Here is a 16,747-nt window from a genome sequence, read left to right on the forward strand (position 1 = left end):
CGTCATGCAACCGGTCGCCTACGCAGCCATCGCCGCGTTCACCCTCGGGCTGGGGATCCTGCTGTGGTTCGCCTTCGGCGGGGCCACCGCCGTCCGGCGGCAGACCCTGACCAACCTCAGGCGCAACCTGGACAAGCCGAAGGAGGTCGTGGCGGTCGCCCCGAACGGGCAGCGCAAGCGTCCCGGTCTCGCGGACGCCATGCGCCGCGTGGTCCCGGTGCCCCTGGTTCGGTCCATCACCAAGCTGTGGGCGGGCGCGGGACGCCCGGAGAACAACACCCCCGACCGGATCCTGTCGACGATGGCCCTGCTCGGGCTGGCCGGCAGCGTCCTCGGCGTCATGGTCTCCCGGCTGGTCCTGCCTCCGCTGGGGATCGTCGTCGGCATCGGCGTCGCGCTCCTCGGCTTCTTCTTCCCGATGGTGCGCCTCCAGAGCGTCGGCGAGGACCGCAAGAAGGCGATCACCCGGCAGCTCCCCGACACCCTCGACCAGATGAGCATCGCGGTCAACGCCGGCCTCGGCTTCGACGCGGCCATGATCCGGGTGGCCAAGAACGGTCGCGGCGAACTGGCCAACGAGCTGGTCCGCACACTGCAGGACATCCAGGTCGGGCAGACCCGGCGGGCGGCCTACGAGGACCTCGCCGAGCGCACCGGGGTGGAGACCCTGCGGCGCTTCGTCCGCTCGATCATCCAGGCGGAGGCCTACGGCATCGCGCTGTCCGACGTGCTCCAGACCCAGGCGGACGAACTCCGCCTGGAACGGCGCCAGTACGCCGAACGCAAGGCCATGGAGATCCCGGTCAAGGTGGTCTTCCCGCTGATCCTGTTCATCATGCCGGCCATGTTCATCGTCGTGATGGGGCCCGGCGTGCTGGGCATCATCCACGCCTTCTCCGGGCTGGGCTGAGCGGGTGCTCGTCCTCGCCGCGGCGGTGGTCGCCGGCCTGGCCGCGTGGGCGCTGACGCCGTTCATGCGCCGGTGCGCGACCGCCGACGCCCCGATCCTGCACGCCTGGTGGCACGTCGTGGTCGCGACCGGGCTCGGCGCCCTCGCCGGCCTGGCTCCCAGCCCGGCGGAGACGGCGGCGTTCGTCGTACTCGCGGTGGCGTCCGGCCTGCTCACGGTGATCGACCTCGCCGAGGAGCGGCTGCCCGACCGGATCGTGCTGCCGCTGATCGGTCTCACGGCCGTGATGCTCACCCTGGCCGCCTGGTCGACCGGGGCGTGGGGGTCGCTGGCCCGCGCCGGGATGGCCGCGCTCGCCCTGTTCGCGCTCTACTTCGTGATGATGGTGTTCTCGCCCGACCTCGGCTTCGGCGACGTGAAGTTCGCGGCCGTCGTGGGCGGGTTCGGCGGCTGGTTCGGCTGGGGTGCCGTGCTGCTCGGCTTCGGCGCGGCGTGGGCCACCTTCGCCGTGGCGGGCATGGTGCTGCTGGCCGCCCGCAAGCGCGACTGGAAGGGCTCCCTGGCGTTCGGCCCGTTCATGGTCCTCGGCGCGGTGCTCGGGGTGTTCTGGGCCGCGTCCCTGCTCACCTGGTAGGCGGCGGTCAGGCGTCCGGGGCGATGACCTGGTCCAGCGGCAGGCTGCGCGGCGGTGCCTGGTCGCCGCTGCGGCGGCGCGTCACGAGCACGTCGCAGTGGGCGTGCTCGACGACCTGGTCGCTGACCGAGCCCAGCAGCAGGCCGGAGAAGCCGCCAAGCCCGCGGGTGCCCACGACCACGACCTGCGCGCCCTCAGACGCCCGGATGAGTTCCCGTCCGGCGGCGCCGTGCGGTGCGGAGTAGGTGACCGGCACATCGGGGTACTCGGCCACGACCGGAGCGGTCTGTGCCTTGAGCTGCTCGAGGACGGCCTCTGCGAAGTCGTCCACCGGCGGGACGTAGCCCGGGGCCCAGGTCTTCGGACGGGGCGCGTTGCTGATCGTCCACGCGCGCACCACCACCACGGGGCCGCCGATCCTGGACGCCAGCCACAGGCCCTTGCGCAGGGCTTCGCGAGAGAAGTCGGAGCCATCGAAGCCGACCACGACCGGAGCGTGTTCCATGGGCTGACTCTAGTGCGGCGGTGGGCAACAATGGGGACAGGAGGGAGCCGCCATGAGGATCCTGATCGTCGGTACCGCCGGCCGCGATTTCCACGTCTTCAACACGATCTACCGCCAGGACCCCGCCCATCGCGTGGTCGCCTTCACCTCTGCCGAGCTCTCCGCGGGCGAACGCGGGACCTACCCCGCCTGCCTGGCCGGCCCGCTCTACCCCGACGGCGTGCCGATCGTCGCGGAGGCGGAACTGGAGGCCACGATCCGGGAGCACGGCGTCGACGAGGTGGTCTTCGCCTACTCCGAACTGGGCTGCGCGGAGGTGGCCGGCCTCGCCGCGCGCGTGCTGGCCGGGGGCACCGACTTCCATCTCGCGAACCCCCGGCGGTCGATGCTCGCCGCCAGCCTGCCGGTGATCGCCGTGACCTCGGCGCGGTCGGGTGCGGGCAAGTCGCCCACCGTCCGCTACCTCGCCGAGATGCTGCGCTCCTGGGGGCACCGCGTCGCCGTGGTGCGCCACCCCTGGCGCGCCCAGCGGTTCGGGACCGACCACCAGCACACCTTCGTCCGTGACGACGGCCACGAGGTGGACGCCTGCGGGGAACCGCAGCGCGAGCCGTTCGACGCCCTGCCCGGCATCGACGTGGTCTCCGGGCTCGACTACCAGGCCATCCTCTCGGTCGCGGAGGAGTTCGCCGACGTGATCGTGTGGGACAGCGCGGGCAGTGACCTGCCGTTCCTTCGTCCCAGCCTGCACGTCCTCATCACCGACCCCCTGCGGGTGCCCGACTCCCCCGACGACTTCCCCGGCGAGGTCGGGCTGCGCATGGCCGACGTGGTGCTGATCAGCAAGTGCGACGCCGCCGGACCGGGCCAGGTCGCCCAGGTCGAGGACGCCGTCCGACGCATGAACCCGTCCGCGGCCGTGCTGCGGGCCGACTCGCCGGTGGTGGTGGAGGGGGCGGAACGGATCGCCGGGTGCACGGTCGTCGTGGTGGAGGACGAGCTCACCCTCGACCTCGGCCCGCTGCGCCCCGGCGCCGGGGTCGCCGCCGCCCACCAGGCCGGCGCGTCCGGCATCATCAGCCCGCGCCCCCAGGCGGTCGGGAGCCTGGTGGAGGTCTACGCCCGGCACGCGGAGGCGCAGTCTGTGCTGCCGGTCACCGGCTACCGCGCGTCCGACCTCGAGGACGTGCGGGCGACCCTCGCGGCCACCCCGAGCGAGGCCGTGATCGACGCGACGAGGATCGACCTGGCGGCCACGCTCGGGCTGGAGCGTCCGGTGGCGAAGGCCGCCTACGCCATCCGTCCGCACGACCCCGACCGCCTGGCCGGGCTGGTGAGGGCGGCGCTGGGCTGAGCCCGCGCGCCGTATGATGGCTGGCCTAGCAAGGAAGGACAGCATGACGAAGGCGCGCAGCGCTGCGCAGCAGCGGGCGATCGAGCAGATCGAAACCTACGGATCCCACAACTACCACCCCCTGCCGGTCGTGGTGGAGAGCGGGTCCGGCGCCTGGCTCACCGACGTCGACGGCAACCGCTACCTGGACTTCCTCTCCGCCTACTCCGCGGTGAACTTCGGCCACTCCAACCCCGACCTGGTGAAGGTCGCCGTCGAGCAGCTCGGCAGGGTCGCGATCACCTCGCGCGCGGTCTACTCGGCCACCTACGGGCCGTTCATCCAGGCACTCGCCACCCTGTGCGGCAAGCAGATGGTGCTCCCGATGAACACCGGCGTCGAGGCCGTCGAGTCCTCCCTCAAGCTCGCCCGCAAGTGGGGCTACGAGGTGAAGGGCGTGCCGGAGGACCAGGCGAACATCATCGTGATGGAGGGCAACTTCCACGGCCGGACGATCAGCGTCATCTCGTTCTCCGACGACGACGACGCCACAGGCAGCTACGGGCCGTTCACGCCGGGCTTCCTGAAGGTGCCCTACGGCGACCTCGACGCGATCGAGGCCGCCATCGACGAGCACACGGTCGCGATCCTGGTCGAGCCCATCCAGGGCGAGGCCGGCGTGATCACCCCGCCGCCGGGGTTCCTGCCCGGCGTCCGCGAGATCGCCACGCGGCGCGGCGTCCTGATGATCGCCGACGAGATCCAGTCGGGCCTCGGCCGCACGGGCAGCACCCTGTACTGCCAGCAGGTCGGGGTGGTGCCCGACCTGTACCTGCTCGGCAAGGCCCTCGGCGGCGGCGTCGTCCCTGTGTCGGCCGTGGTGGGCGACGAGGAGGTGCTCGGGCTGCTCCGTCCGGGTCAGCACGGCTCGACCTTCGGCGGCAACCCGCTGGCGGCCGCCGTCGGCCTCGCCGTCGTGCGGCTGCTGGAGACCGGGGAGATGCAGGCCCGCTCCCGGGACCTCGGCGCGTACCTGCACGAGCGCCTGGCCGGCCTGGTCGGACGGGGTGTCACCGAGGTCCGCGGCATCGGCCTGTGGGCCGGGGTGGACGTCGATCCCGCACTCGGCCCGGCACGGGCGATCTGCGAGCGACTGCTCGACCGGGGGATCATCGCCAAGGACACCCACGGCCAGACGATCCGCATGGCCCCGCCCCTGGTGATCACCCGCGAGGAGCTCGACCTCGCCGTCGACGCCCTCGCGGAGGTGCTGGCGGAGGTGTCCTCGGAGCTGGGGCTCACTCCCGTCGGCTGAGCCCGGCGGCCGCGTTCACCGCGGCTCCCACAGCTCGACGCCGTTCTCCGTGGCCGCGAGGCGCCAGTCCGTCGACGCCTCCAGGCGCGCGCGCAGCCCGCGGGTGAGGCGTGTGGACGGGTCCAGCAGGACGCAGCCCGTTCCGTCGGGAACGACGTCGGCGGCCTCGCCGGTGTAGAAGGCGATGCTGCCCAGCAGGAACTCCCGCCCGAAGAAGTCCGCCCGTCCGTCGATCCGGACGGGGGCGTCCGGGCGGAGCAGCACCACGACGCCGCCGATGTCCGGCGCGGAGAAGACCCGGCAGCCCGCGGGAAGCCGGGCCACCACCGCCTGCTCGCGGGGCACGCCGTGCTCCGCGGCGAGGACCAGCGCGACCGGCGCGAGCACGGCCAGCACGACGGTCAGCACCACGCGCCAGAACCGCCCGGCCGTGTAGTCCCGCAGCGCGACCGCGAGCCGGCCCTGCGCGGGTCGCGGGCCACGCGGACGACGGAGCCGGTCCACGAGATGGGTGGCCACGGCGGCCACGACCGGGGCGAGGGTGACCGGCCCGATGCCGAGGAACCTGAGGGCGACCATGCCGGCCGCCGTCGCCGGCACGCCGATCATCGCCAGTGCGGCCAGGACGCGGATGTCGGAGCCCCGGCGCCACTCCCGGTACAGCCACCAGACGGCGGCGACGGCGACCAGCAGCGCGGCCACGGCCATCACGTCCCACTGGCCGCCCTGGACCGGGGCGAAGGGCGAGCTCCACTCGGTGAGCAGTCCCTGGCTGGCGTCCTGCACGGCCCGGGCGCGCTCCAGCCCTCCGGTCAGGCCGTAGGGGGACAGCAGCGGGCCGAGGACCCAGCCCGCGCCGCCGCCGGCGATGACGAGGGCGCGACGCGAGCCCGTCACCCACGGGGTGAGCGCCCAGACCGCCGCCCAGACCACCGCGAGCCCGGGGCCGAGGACGAGGAACGACAGGTGCAGCCAGTTCCCGAGCACCGACAGCACACCGGCCGCCGCCGTCGTGGTGGCCACCAGGGCCGTCGTGGACAACCCGTCGGCCCGGTCACCCAGGGCGACGACGACGCACACCGCGACGAGCAGCAGCACCTGCGCCCCCAGCGTCGCGCGGGCGCCGAGGTAGGGCAACGCGCCGGCGAACACGGCGAACAGCGCGACCAGCCCCGGAAGCGGACGGGCGCCCAGCCGCCCTCCCAGCGCCACGACCAGCGCCAGCAGCAGGACCAGCACGAGCGAGATGAAGGCGAAGAAGCCCCAGAAGCCACCCGTGGAGTAGGACAGCGCGAGCAGGACGTTCCACAGCGGGGAGTTCGGATACCAGTCCCCCGGCACGCCCGACCACGTCCAGGTGTCGGGCCGGGCGAGGGGCACGCCCGCGAGGTTCTCCGCGCCGGCTCGGATCTGCCAGTAGGGGTCGCGCTCGGCGACCCGGCCCGCGCGGGTGAGGGCGAAGGCCGCGACGAAGCCGACCAGCAGGACCCGGTCCCACGGCCGTATCGCGCGCCAGCGTCCCTTCACCCGTCCACCCCGCGTCCTCCCGACCCGTGCTGCACCAGGTGCAGCAAACCACAGGGGAGGGGAACGGACGTGGGCCGCCACGCTGGAGGTCCAGCGGTGGCGGCCCACGGTGGAGGGTCGGCGCCCCCCGATTCCGACCCGGCTCAGGCGCGGACGGCGGACACCTCGAACTCGAGGGTGACCTTGTCGCTCACCAGCACGCCGCCGGTCTCCAGTGCGGCGTTCCAGGTGAGGCCCCAGTCCTTGCGGTTGACGACGACGGAGCCCTCGAAGCCGATCCGGCTGTTGCCGAACGGGTCGACGGCCGAGCCACCGAACGTGAAGGGGACGGTGACAGCGTGGGTCACGCCCTTGATGGTCAGGTCACCGGTCACCTCGACGGTCTCGTCGTCGACGACGGCGAAGCCGGTGGCGACGAAGGTGATCGTCGGGTAGGTGGCGACGTCGAAGAAGTCGGGGCTGGCGAGGTGGCCGTCCCGGTTCGCGTCACGGGTGTCGATGCTGCCGGCCTGGATGGTGACCTCGAGGGTCGAGCCCGCCGGGTTCGAGCCGTCGACGGTGGCGGTGCCGCTCACCTCGTTGAAGGCGCCCCGCACCTTGGCGATCATCGCGTGGCGGGCGACGAAGCCGATCCGGGAGTGGGACGGGTCGAGGGTGTAGGTGCCGGCGATGTCCTGGACGCGGGTGGCGACTGCTGTGGTCATGGGGGGTTCCTCCTGATGTTGTTGAAGTCTCAACTAAAACGATAGGCGCAGATGGTTGAGATGTCAACTACCTGCCCGGATCACGGGCGTCCTCCGTCCCTCCACGGCGGTGCGGGCGCGGGGGTATGGTGACTGCACCACCGCCCGGACGGATCCCGCCCGGGCGTCCCTTCGACGGAGGATGCATGAGCAACGCGATCTTCAGCCACGACGACGTGAGCCTCGAACTGCCCCTCGCACCCGCCACCCAGGGCAACAACGGCTACGACATCACCCGGCTGCTGGGCGCGACGGGCGACACCACCCTCGACGTGGGCTTCGCCAACACGGCGTCCTGCCGCTCGGCCATCACCTTCATCGACGGCGACGCCGGCATCCTGCGCTACCGCGGGTACCCCATCGAGCAGCTGGCCGAGCACTCCACGTTCCTCGAGGTCTCCTACCTCGTCCTCCACGGCGAGCTCCCCACGCAGCAGCAGCTGGACGACTTCTCGGCGAAGATCGCGAAGTACCACGTGGTCGACGAGCGCATGCGGGAGATGTTCCGCTCGCTCCCCCGCAAGTCGCACCCGATGCCCGTGCTGTCCGCGGCCATCAACGCGCTGTCCACCTTCGCCACGTCCCGCTACGGCGAGGACGCCTTCACCCCCGACCGCGCGACCCACCTGCTGCTCGGCTCCGTGCCGACGCTGGCTGCCTACGGCTACAAGAGCTCCGTCGGCGAGCCGTTCCTCTACGCCGACTCCTCGCTGAGCTACATCGAGAACTTCCTGCGCATGTCGTTCGGGCTCCCGACCGGGCCGTACCCCTTCGACGACGCCATCACCCGCGCACTCGACGTCCTGCTGATCCTGCACGCCGACCACGAGCAGAACTGCTCGACCTCGACCGTCCGCATGGTCGGCTCGTCGGGCGCGAACATCTATGTCTCGGTCGCCGCGGGCGTCAGCGCCCTGTCCGGGCCGCTCCACGGCGGCGCCAACCAGGCCGTCCTCGAGATGCTCCAGGGCATCAGGGACGAGGGCGGCGACGTGAAGAGCTACATCAACAAGGTGAAGGACAAGAAGGACACCACCAAGCTGATGGGCTTCGGCCACCGGATCTACAAGAACTACGACCCGCGCGCGGCCATCGTGAAGCGGCACGCGGACGCCATCCTGAAGACCCTGACCGGCCAGGACGAGCTGCTCGACATCGCGCAGAGCCTGGAGGAGGCCGCGCTGGCCGACCCGTACTTCCAGGAGCGCAAGCTCTACCCCAACGTCGACTTCTACACCGGCCTGATCTACCAGGCGATGGGTTTCCCGCAGAACATGTTCACCGTCCTGTTCGCGCTCGGCCGGCTCCCCGGCTGGATCGCCCACTGGCGCGAGCAGTACACCGACCCGGCCACCAAGATCAACCGGCCGCGACAGGTGTACGTCGGTGAGGTCCAGCGGGACTACCGGGAGATCGACGCCCGCGGCTGACCGCCGCTGCCGGTATCACCGCCAGCGCGACCGGCTCCTGAAGGGGTGACGACGCCCTTCAGGAGGATCGATGCGCCCCATCAGGACAGCCGTTCTCATCGCCGCCCTCGCGCTCGCCGCGGGACTGCTGGTGCCCTCGGTGCAGGCCGCCGGAGCGGCCCCGCACACGCTGCCCGCCGTCGCCGTGCGCACCGTCGCGGTGGACGTGGACGGTGACGCGGTCGCCGACACCGTCACCGTCACGCCGCTGGCGGCGACGTCCTACTCGGTGGCCGTGCAGACCGCCGACGGCGAGGTGGCCTCCGCGACCGTCCACTCCACCATCGCCGGCGACTGGGGCGTCGAGCCCTGGTACGGGGCTGCCCGGCTCGACGGCGTCCGGGGCCACGAACTGCTGCTGCTCACCTCGGGCGGGGACGGCGTGATGTTCCGCGTCCTCACCTGGAGGTCCGGGACGCTGGTGCTCGAGGGTGCCCCGCGCTCCCTGGCGAAGGGGACGTACGACTGGTACCTCGCCGACCTCGACCAGGTGCGGTTCGGCTACCGGTTCTCCACCAGGGACGGCCGGCGGTTCGTGAAGGACGTCGAGCTGTTCGCCAGCGGCAGCCGCTGGAAGGGCACGATCGTGACCTCGGTCTGGAAGGCCGGCGCCTGGAGGCGCACCGCGACGAAGAAGGTCAGCCTGACCGCGTCCCAGGCCGCGGCCTACCGCGGGCTGGCCGGCGTCACGGTCGTGGCGAAGCCCTGATCTCCACCGGCGCCGAGCAGGGCGGCCAGCCCGGCGTCCAGCGCCGCGGCGAGGCGATCGAGGTCGGGGACGGCCTCCGGATCGGCCATCGCGGTGATCGACAGCGTGCCGGCGTAGGAGAACACGGCGAAGGCCACGGTGAGGTTGCCCGTGGCGACCGTCAGCGGCACGATCCGCTCGACCGGGCAGCCGGCCAGCAGCAGCGGCGTCACGGGACCACGCACGTTGGTGACGATGGTGTTCACCCGGCGCTGGGAGTCGATGTAGCGGCGGAACCACCCCGTACGCACCAGGAGCCGGAACGCCGGGCGCAGGATCGCGTTGCCCAGCGCCCGGGGACGGCGCTTGGCCGCCGCCGTCACCGCGGCTGTCGCGGCCACCCGCTCCGGCACGCTGCCCCCGGCTGGGACGGCCAGCGGCATGACCGCGCTGGCGTTGCCGCGCGGGCTGCCCGGCGCGTGGTAGGCGAAGGGCACCGAGCACACCAGCGTCGCCACGTCCTCCCCGCGGGCACGCAGCACGTCGCCCAGGGCTCCGGCCACCACGGCCAGCGCGACATCGTTCACGGTCCCGCCGCACCGGTGCGCGGCCGCGCGGACGGCGTCCAGGTCGCGTTCCACGGTCACGAGCCTGCGCCGTGGCCCTGTCGGCCGGTTCAGCGATGACGTCGCGACGGCGCCCGAGCCCACGACCAGCCGGACGGCCATGACCAGTTCCCACGCGGCGACCGGAAGGCGGCGGAGGCCGGCGAGGCGCCCGGCGATGTTGTCTGCCCGCAGGGCCGCGCGCGAGGGGAGCGGCTGGGGGAACGCCCCGGCGACCGGCGCCGATCCGTCGGCGAGGGCCGCCAGCACGGCGAGAGCCGCCAGCCCGTCCGCGAGAACGTGGTGCACCACGAGGACGAACGCGCGCACCGACCCGTCCGCGGCGACCGCCATGGTGGCCGCCCACAGGGGGCGGTCCCGCGGCAGCGGGGTGGTCAGCAGCGCGATGGCGAGGTCGTCGACCTCGGTGTCCCCGGCGGCCGGCCGGACGGCGAGGTGCGCGTCCAGGTCGAAGCCGGGGTCGTCCACCCACACCGGGCGCCCGCAGCCGGGCGGCACGCGGCGCATCACCTGGCGCAGGCGCGGCGCGGCCGGCAGCCGGGCGGCGAGGTGCGCGCGCAGCTCGTCCGGGCGCAGCCTCCCCTGCTCCAGCCACAGGACGCCGCCGACCTGCATGGGCACCGTGCCGTGGTCGCCGTCCAGCGACATGAGGTCGTCGGCGCTGAGCCGGTCGATGGCTGCGGCCATCCGTGGCGCCCCGGCGCGGGCCCGGCGGCTAGCCGCGCGGGGTGAGGTGGAGGACGGTCGGCTTGCTGACGTCGGCGAAGAAGTCGTTGCCCTTGTCGTCCACCACGATGAACGCCGGGAAGTCCTTCACCTCGATCTTCCAGATCGCCTCCATGCCGAGCTCGGGGTACTCCAGCAGCTCGACGCTGGTGATGCAGTCCTGGGCGAGCCGGGCGGCCGGGCCGCCGATCGAGCCGAGGTAGAACCCCCCGTGCGCCTGGCAGGCGTCCGTGACGGCCTTGCTGCGGTTGCCCTTGGCCAGCATGATCATCGAGCCGCCCGCGGCCTGGAACTGGTCGACGTAGGAGTCCATCCGGCCCGCGGTGGTCGGCCCGAACGAGCCGGACGCGTAGCCCTCCGGGGTCTTGGCCGGCCCGGCGTAGTACACCGGGTGGTCCTTCAGGTACTGCGGCATCTCCTCGCCGGCGTCCAGGCGCTCCTTGATCTTGGCGTGCGCGATGTCGCGTCCCACGATCACGGTGCCGTTCAGGCTCAGCCGGGTCTTCACCGGGTACTTGCTCAGCTCGGCGAGGATCTCGGGCATCGGCCGGCCCAGGTCGATCTCGACGACGTCGCCACCCTCCAGGTGCTCGTCGGTGGTCTCGGGCATGAAGTGCGCCGGCTCGGTCTCGAGCTGCTCGATGAACACGCCGTCGGGGGTGATCTTGCCCAGGCACTGCCGGTCGGCGGAGCACGACACCGCGATCGCCACCGGAAGGGACGCGCCGTGGCGCGGCAGCCGGACGACGCGGACGTCATGGCAGAAGTACTTGCCGCCGAACTGGGCGCCGATGCCCATCTGCCGGGTCAGCTCGAGCACCTGCTCCTCCAGCTCCACGTCGCGGAAGCCGTGGGCGCTCATCGAGCCCGAGGTGGGCAGCGAGTCGAGGTACTTCGCCGAGGCGTACTTCGCGGTCTTCAGCGCGAACTCCGCCGACGTGCCGCCGACGACGATGGCCAGGTGGTACGGCGGGCAGGCTGCGGTGCCGAGGCTGCGGATCTTCTCGTCGAGGAACTTCATCATCGACGCCGGGTTCAGGATCGCCTTGGTCTCCTGGTACAGGTAGCTCTTGTTGGCCGAGCCGCCGCCCTTGGCCATGAACAGGAACTTGTAGGTGTTCTCGTGCCCGGGGGCGGTGTCGGCGTACAGCTCGATCTGGGCGGGCAGGTTGGAGCCGGTGTTCCTCTCCTCCCACATCGTCAGCGGGGCGTTCTGCGAGTAGCGCAGGTTCAGCCGCGTGTAGGCGTCGAAGACGCCCTTGCTCAGCGGACGCTCGTCCGTACCCTCGGTGAGCACCTGCTGGCCGCGCTTGCCCATGATGATCGCTGTGCCGGTGTCCTGGCACATCGGCAGGATGCCGCCGGCGGAGATGTTGGCGTTCTTCATCAGGTCGAGCGCGACGAACTTGTCGTTCGGGCTCGCCTCGGGGTCATCCAGGATCTTCCGCAGCTGGGCCAGGTGGGCCGGGCGCAGGTAGTGCGCGATGTCGTGCATCGCGGTCTCAGCGAGCAGCTCCAGCGCCTCCGGCGCGACCTTCAGGAACGTCCGGCCGTCCGGACCCTCGACGGTCTCCACGCCCTCGGTGGTGAGAAGGCGGTACGGGGTGGGATCGTCCCCGATCGGCAGCATGTCCTCGTAGCGGAAATCGGCCATGACACTCCTTTGCTCTCGCGCCCCGCGCCACCCTTCCTCGTCGGTGAACGCGGGCAAGCCCGCCTCACTTCGTCGTCGGGTCGAACCACCGAACATCCTCCCACGGGGCGCGCGGCATCATCGCCGTTCCGGCGTACCCGGACGCCGTCGTGGGTACGATCAAAACTGTGCCGACGACGAGGTCGGTGCGGATGCTCGCGGAGGTGTGATGTTCGGCCAGCCTCGATTCGCGGCGATGAACGCCCTGATCAACGACGTCTTCGAGTCCGAGCGGGTGGTGGTCGTCGCCCATCGCGGCAGTGGTGGCGGCAGCGTCGCGGTGAACACCGCGCTCGCCGTCCGGGCGGCCCTCCTGCAGGGCGCGGCGATGGTGGAGCTGGACGTGACCGCGTCCGCGGACGGCGAGTTCTACTGCTTCCACGACGGCTACGAGGCCGAGTCGCTCGGCATCGACACCAACCTCCAGACGCTGAGCGCCGCCGAGATCGACAAGCTCTCCTACCTGTGGATGGACCGCCCGGGACGGACGGCGCGCGTGGAGCACCTGCTCCCCCTGCTGAAGGGGTTCGCCGACACCCGGGCGCTGTTCAACATCGACCGCTCGTGGTGGCGCTGGCCGAACCTGCTGAAGGCGCTGGACGGGCTGTACATGGCCCACCAGCTGCTGCTGAAGTGCCCGGCCTGGGAGGACGCGGCGCTGCAGCGGCTGCGCCAGTTCGACGTGAAGTTCCCGTTCGTGCCGATCTGCGCGACCCCCGACGACGTCTACAAGGTGGTGAACGACCCGAAGCTGAACACCGTGGGGGTCGAGCTGATCACCAACACCCGCCAGCACCCGTGGTTCTCCGCGTCGGTGGTGGAGGAGTTCCACGCCCTGGGCGTCTTCGTGTTCGTGAACACCGTCACGCTGACCACCGGCATCCCGCTGTTCGGCGGCCTCGACGACGAGCTGGCCGTCGCGTCCTCCCCCGAGGAGGCGTACGGCCCGGTGCTCGCGCTCGGGGTGGACGCGATCCAGACCGACTGGCCGGCCATCGTCCGCGACTACCGGGACGCCTGGCTGCCCACCGGCGGACGCCGCGTCGCGACCGGCTAGGACGCCGCGGGCGCCGCGGGCGCGACGGACCCGGCGGGCGCGGGGAGCACCCGTTCGGGGCGCAGCACCAGCCACAGCCCGGAGACCAGCCCGGTCAGGTAGAGCGGGTCACCCAGCGTGGAGTCGCCGAGCACGCCCCACGGTGTCGGGTCGAGGTCGGTGCCCAGGCCGCGGGTCAGCGTGACGAACGCCAGTCCCGTGGCCGCGAACAGGGTGTTGGCGAGGAACAGCAGCACGCGCGTCGACTGCGGGTAGCGGGGCGACGAGTCCGCCGTCACGTTCGCCTCGGTGGCCACGCGCCAGGCCAGCCCGAACACCAGCACCACCGGCCCACTGAAGGCCAGCGCCGCAGTGAGGGGCTCGGAGATCAGGGCGCGGTGCGGGTAGAGCACGGCGAGCAGCACCACCGTCATCACGCCGACGGCGGTCCGACGGTCGAACTCCTTGCGGGCCAGCGCCACCAGCGCCGCCACGAGGGCGACGGAGGCGGCGATCAACCCCAGGGCGTCGGTGCTGCGGTCCTGGAGCCAGCGCATGCCCGGAACCATCCCGACGAGGTCCATCAGCACCAGGACGGAGAACGCGCCCAGCGCGACCGCCTCGGCCAGCCGGGAGCGCGCGGCCAGCCGCCAGGCGACGACCAGCATGATCACGCCGAGCACGCCCCGAAGCACCACCCCCGGGTTGTTGTCCAGGAACACGTTCAGCACCGCGTCCGCGGCCGAGGAGACGCCGGGAACCCCGACGGTCGCGCTGACCGCCTGCACCACGATCAGGGGGAAGGTGACCACCACGGTCAGCGACATGGCCACGGCCAGCGGGTAGAGCCAGGCGCCCCACACCTGCGGGTAGTGCCGCGGCTGTGGCGGCGTCGCGACCCGGGCCCGGCCCAGCAGCAGCGCCGTGAGCGCCGCGGCCGCCCCCAGTGCCATCACCGCGCCGCCGAAGGCCTGCGCGGACAGCGCGTCCGAGCCGATTCCCCCCCAGGTGGCGACGGCCAGCCACACCACGGTGAGCCCGAAGCCGGCGACGAAGAGCCGGGTCCCGACCGGGCGCGAGGCCGTCGCCTGCGCACCGGTGACGACGATCTGCGCCGGCGCGGAGCCGGCCACCATCATCGCCGGCAGGATCAGCGGCTGGAGCGTGGCCAGGGCGCCCTGGAGGATCGCCGGGCGGGTGTCCATGCCCCAGTCACCCCCGGGTGCGATGATCCACGGCCCGAGCGTGGCGAGCAGCACCAGGGCGGAGACCACGAGGAGCTCCCACCACGCGTAGGCGAACCGGGCACGGACGAGGGTGAACACCACCAGGGCGAGGAAGGCCGTCACGGTGACCGCCAGCACCCGGAGGTCCAGCAGCGACCGGATCGAGAAGAACACGACGACGGACCCCCCGAGCAGCAGCAGGCCGGTCCGCATCCACCACGAGGTGTGCAGCGCGGCGGTGCTGGTCAGGATGAACGTCAGCAGCGTTGCGGCGAAGAGCAGCGGGACGGCCAGCGACGGCAGGCTGGTGGCCGCGTCGGCCGACAGGGTCAGCTCGCCGAGGCGGCGCAGCGGCACAGCGAACAGGATCGCCAGCGCCAGCAGGCCGAACAGGATCGTGGTGGCCAGGCCGACCTCGCGCAGCCCCTTCGGCCACGCTGACGGGCGGGGGCGGCCCTCGCTGACCGGCTCGACGAAGGTGATCCGGAAGACGTCGCGCCCGGCGGCGAGCAGTTCTGCGAGCACCGCCTTCACGGCAGCACCCCCACCTGGAGGCCCGCGGCCCCGTAGACGACGAGCCGCTGCTGTGAGGCAACGAGGTACGGGGTGGACCGGGTCGGGTCGCCCACCGACAGCGACCACTCCTTCACCACGCCACCGTCGGCGTCGAGCAGCACCAGCCCGGCGGCGGTGAGCATCAGCACGCGTCCCCCGCCCCCGGTGCCGGCGTAGGTGCGGGCCCCCGCCCACCTCCAGCGCCGGGCCCCGGTGAGCGGGTCGAGGGCCAGCGTCTGCGCGTCGTCGCGCAGGGCCACGACGTCACCGAGGGCCACGACGTCGTCGGCGTCCGCGTCCTCACGCACGCGCCACAGCCGGCTGCCGTCCTCCAGCGAGAGCCCGCGCACGTGGGAGCCGCCGCCCTCCGGCACCACCACGACGGACGGGCGTCCGCCGGTGCCCGCCCAGACGCCGAGGTGCTCCACCAGGCCGGTGTCGGCCGTCCACAGCTCGGCGCCGGTGGCGTCCAGGCAGCTCAGCTGGCCCGCCTGGTCGGCCACCAGGACGCGGTCGCCGGTGACCACCGGCGGCACCCGGACCTCCGCGGAAGCGGTGGAGCTCCACCGCTTCTCGCCCGTGGCGAGGTCGAAGGCCGTCACCTGCCCGTCGAGCGTCGGCACGACGACCAGCCCGCCGAGCCGGGCCGGGGTGACCACGGCGAGGTCGCCGAGCGGCTGGTCCCACAGCCACTGCCCGGCCGGGCCGTAGGCCACCAGCCGGCGGCCGGTGCCGGCCGCGACGGTGACGCCCCCGAACGTGGCGGTGGCGGTGGTGCGTCCGCCCGGACGGCCGCGCCAGGCCGCCGGCGGCGGGTCGACGGCTGTGTCGAGGGCCAGCACGTCGTGGCTGGTGACGTGGTTGTTGAACACCAGCCGGCCGTCGGGCAGCACGCCGGGCGCGCTCAGTGGGCTGAGCAGCACATTCGCCGCACCCACCTGGTTGACGGTGAGCGGGGTGAAGGTGAGCTGCTCGGCGCGGGCCCAGTCGAAACCCGGGTCGTCGGTCGCGACGGACGGCGAGGCGGGGGTGGCCGGCGCCCAGCGGCCGGCCGGGCCCTGGAAGGACGCGATGCCCGCGCCGCGGCACCACGTCACCTCGCTGTCCACCACCGGCCGGTCCCCCACGGCGTGGCGCATCGCGACGACCACGCAGCCCCGCGGGATGAGGGAGGTGTCGGCAGGGCGGAGCGCGGAGTACTCGGAGCGGTAGTCGAGGCGCTGTTCGCCGGCCGGCGTGGTCTCGACGACGACTCCGGAGGACGTCCAGGTGGCGCCGGCGGCGAGGGCTCCCGGCACGTCCAGGCGTCCGGGCAGGTAGATGCGGGTGGTGCCGTCGGAGACCACCTCCGCTTCGGCGCGGAGCCCGTCGGGGGCGACGCTGTACAGGTCGTCCTCGCGTCCGAGCGGCTCGCCCGACGGCGACTCGAACACCGTCGACAACCGGGCCAGCGCCGCGGTCTGCCAGTCGACGCCGGTCTGGCCGAGCCAGCTGTAGAACGCGGTCGGGCCCGAGCCGAGCAGCGGGGGCGCCTGGTCGAGAGCCCACTCGCTGGCGAAGGTGCCGGTGGCGCTGGCGTACCGCTGCCGGGTACCGTCGGGCGGCAGCCAGGCGGCCGCGCCGTCCTGCGGATAGGTGGTGGGACGGCCGAGCACGGCGGTGGACGCGAGCAGGGCGACGACGAGGACACCCGTCCAGACCGCAGGCGCAGCCCCCCGGCGGGGTGCGGTGCGGCTGGCCACGCGCGCAGCCTACTGAGCG

General features: G+C 72.6%; 14 protein-coding genes. 7 read left to right on the forward strand and 7 right to left on the reverse strand.

Annotated features, from left to right (window positions below; all coding sequences use genetic code 11):
* Positions 1 to 4: 4 nt before the first annotated feature.
* Both ACFQQJ_RS10980 and ACFQQJ_RS10985 read left to right on the forward strand, forming a co-directional pair.
* Complete coding sequence (locus ACFQQJ_RS10980; protein ID WP_377106438.1) at positions 5 to 910, forward strand: type II secretion system F family protein; 906 nt, start codon at positions 5 to 7, stop codon at positions 908 to 910.
* Between the two features lie 4 nt (positions 911 to 914).
* Entirely contained in the window at positions 915 to 1,544 is a 630-nt protein-coding gene (locus tag ACFQQJ_RS10985) for a prepilin peptidase (RefSeq protein WP_377106439.1), read from the forward strand.
* Between the two features lie 7 nt (positions 1,545 to 1,551).
* Here ACFQQJ_RS10985 and ACFQQJ_RS10990 read toward each other — a convergent pair whose 3' ends face one another.
* Entirely contained in the window at positions 1,552 to 2,049 is a 498-nt protein-coding gene (locus ACFQQJ_RS10990; protein WP_377106440.1) for a universal stress protein, read from the reverse strand.
* A gap of 52 nt (positions 2,050 to 2,101) precedes the next feature.
* Here ACFQQJ_RS10990 and ACFQQJ_RS10995 point away from each other — a divergent pair, with 52 nt between their 5' ends.
* Positions 2,102 to 3,403: a GTPase gene (locus ACFQQJ_RS10995; protein ID WP_377106442.1), complete on the forward strand. Its 1,302-nt coding sequence runs from the start codon at positions 2,102 to 2,104 to the stop codon at positions 3,401 to 3,403.
* A gap of 43 nt (positions 3,404 to 3,446) precedes the next feature.
* Positions 3,447 to 4,697 carry an ornithine--oxo-acid transaminase gene (gene rocD / locus ACFQQJ_RS11000; RefSeq protein WP_377106443.1) on the forward strand — a complete coding sequence of 417 codons (1,251 nt, stop codon included), beginning with the start codon at positions 3,447 to 3,449 and terminating at the stop codon, positions 4,695 to 4,697.
* Positions 4,698 to 4,712: 15 nt separating this feature from the next.
* On the opposite strand, the gene ACFQQJ_RS11005 is transcribed toward rocD, so the two are convergent.
* Both ACFQQJ_RS11005 and ACFQQJ_RS11010 read right to left on the reverse strand, forming a co-directional pair.
* Positions 4,713 to 6,224, reverse strand: a complete 1,512-nt coding sequence (locus ACFQQJ_RS11005; protein WP_377106445.1) for a hypothetical protein — start codon at positions 6,222 to 6,224, stop codon at positions 4,713 to 4,715.
* A gap of 143 nt (positions 6,225 to 6,367) precedes the next feature.
* Positions 6,368 to 6,928: a YceI family protein gene (locus ACFQQJ_RS11010; RefSeq protein ID WP_377106447.1), complete on the reverse strand. Its 561-nt coding sequence runs from the start codon at positions 6,926 to 6,928 to the stop codon at positions 6,368 to 6,370.
* Between the two features lie 185 nt (positions 6,929 to 7,113).
* Between ACFQQJ_RS11010 and ACFQQJ_RS11015 the strand changes: the two genes are divergently transcribed.
* Positions 7,114 to 8,397, forward strand: a complete 1,284-nt coding sequence (locus ACFQQJ_RS11015) for a citrate synthase (RefSeq protein WP_377106449.1) — start codon at positions 7,114 to 7,116, stop codon at positions 8,395 to 8,397.
* A gap of 70 nt (positions 8,398 to 8,467) precedes the next feature.
* Positions 8,468 to 9,145, forward strand: a complete 678-nt coding sequence (locus ACFQQJ_RS11020; protein ID WP_377106451.1) for a hypothetical protein — start codon at positions 8,468 to 8,470, stop codon at positions 9,143 to 9,145.
* Here the strand turns inward: ACFQQJ_RS11020 and ACFQQJ_RS11025 are convergent.
* Positions 9,103 to 10,437, reverse strand: a complete 1,335-nt coding sequence (locus tag ACFQQJ_RS11025; protein WP_377106453.1) for a wax ester/triacylglycerol synthase domain-containing protein — start codon at positions 10,435 to 10,437, stop codon at positions 9,103 to 9,105. The genes ACFQQJ_RS11020 and ACFQQJ_RS11025 overlap by 43 nt on opposite strands.
* 28 nt (positions 10,438 to 10,465) lie before the next feature.
* Positions 10,466 to 12,130, reverse strand: a complete 1,665-nt coding sequence (locus ACFQQJ_RS11030) for a fumarate hydratase (RefSeq protein ID WP_377106454.1) — start codon at positions 12,128 to 12,130, stop codon at positions 10,466 to 10,468.
* Between the two features lie 235 nt (positions 12,131 to 12,365).
* Between ACFQQJ_RS11030 and ACFQQJ_RS11035 the strand changes: the two genes are divergently transcribed.
* Positions 12,366 to 13,226, forward strand: coding sequence for a glycerophosphodiester phosphodiesterase family protein (locus ACFQQJ_RS11035; protein WP_377106456.1), 861 nt, complete (start codon positions 12,366 to 12,368; stop codon positions 13,224 to 13,226).
* Here the strand turns inward: ACFQQJ_RS11035 and ACFQQJ_RS11040 are convergent.
* Together ACFQQJ_RS11040 and ACFQQJ_RS11045 are read right to left on the reverse strand one after the other, a co-directional pair.
* Positions 13,223 to 14,965: a hypothetical protein gene (locus ACFQQJ_RS11040; protein ID WP_377106458.1), complete on the reverse strand. Its 1,743-nt coding sequence runs from the start codon at positions 14,963 to 14,965 to the stop codon at positions 13,223 to 13,225. The genes ACFQQJ_RS11035 and ACFQQJ_RS11040 overlap by 4 nt on opposite strands.
* On the reverse strand, positions 14,962 to 16,728 hold the full coding sequence (locus tag ACFQQJ_RS11045; RefSeq protein WP_377106460.1) for a PQQ-binding-like beta-propeller repeat protein: 1,767 nt from the start codon (positions 16,726 to 16,728) through the stop codon (positions 14,962 to 14,964). The genes ACFQQJ_RS11040 and ACFQQJ_RS11045 overlap by 4 nt, the downstream gene beginning before the upstream one ends.
* Between the last annotated feature and the right edge of the window lie 19 nt (positions 16,729 to 16,747).

This window comes from Propionicimonas sp. T2.31MG-18 (assembly GCF_964266745.1).
In the GTDB taxonomy this organism is placed as follows: domain Bacteria; phylum Actinomycetota; class Actinomycetes; order Propionibacteriales; family Propionibacteriaceae; genus Propionicimonas.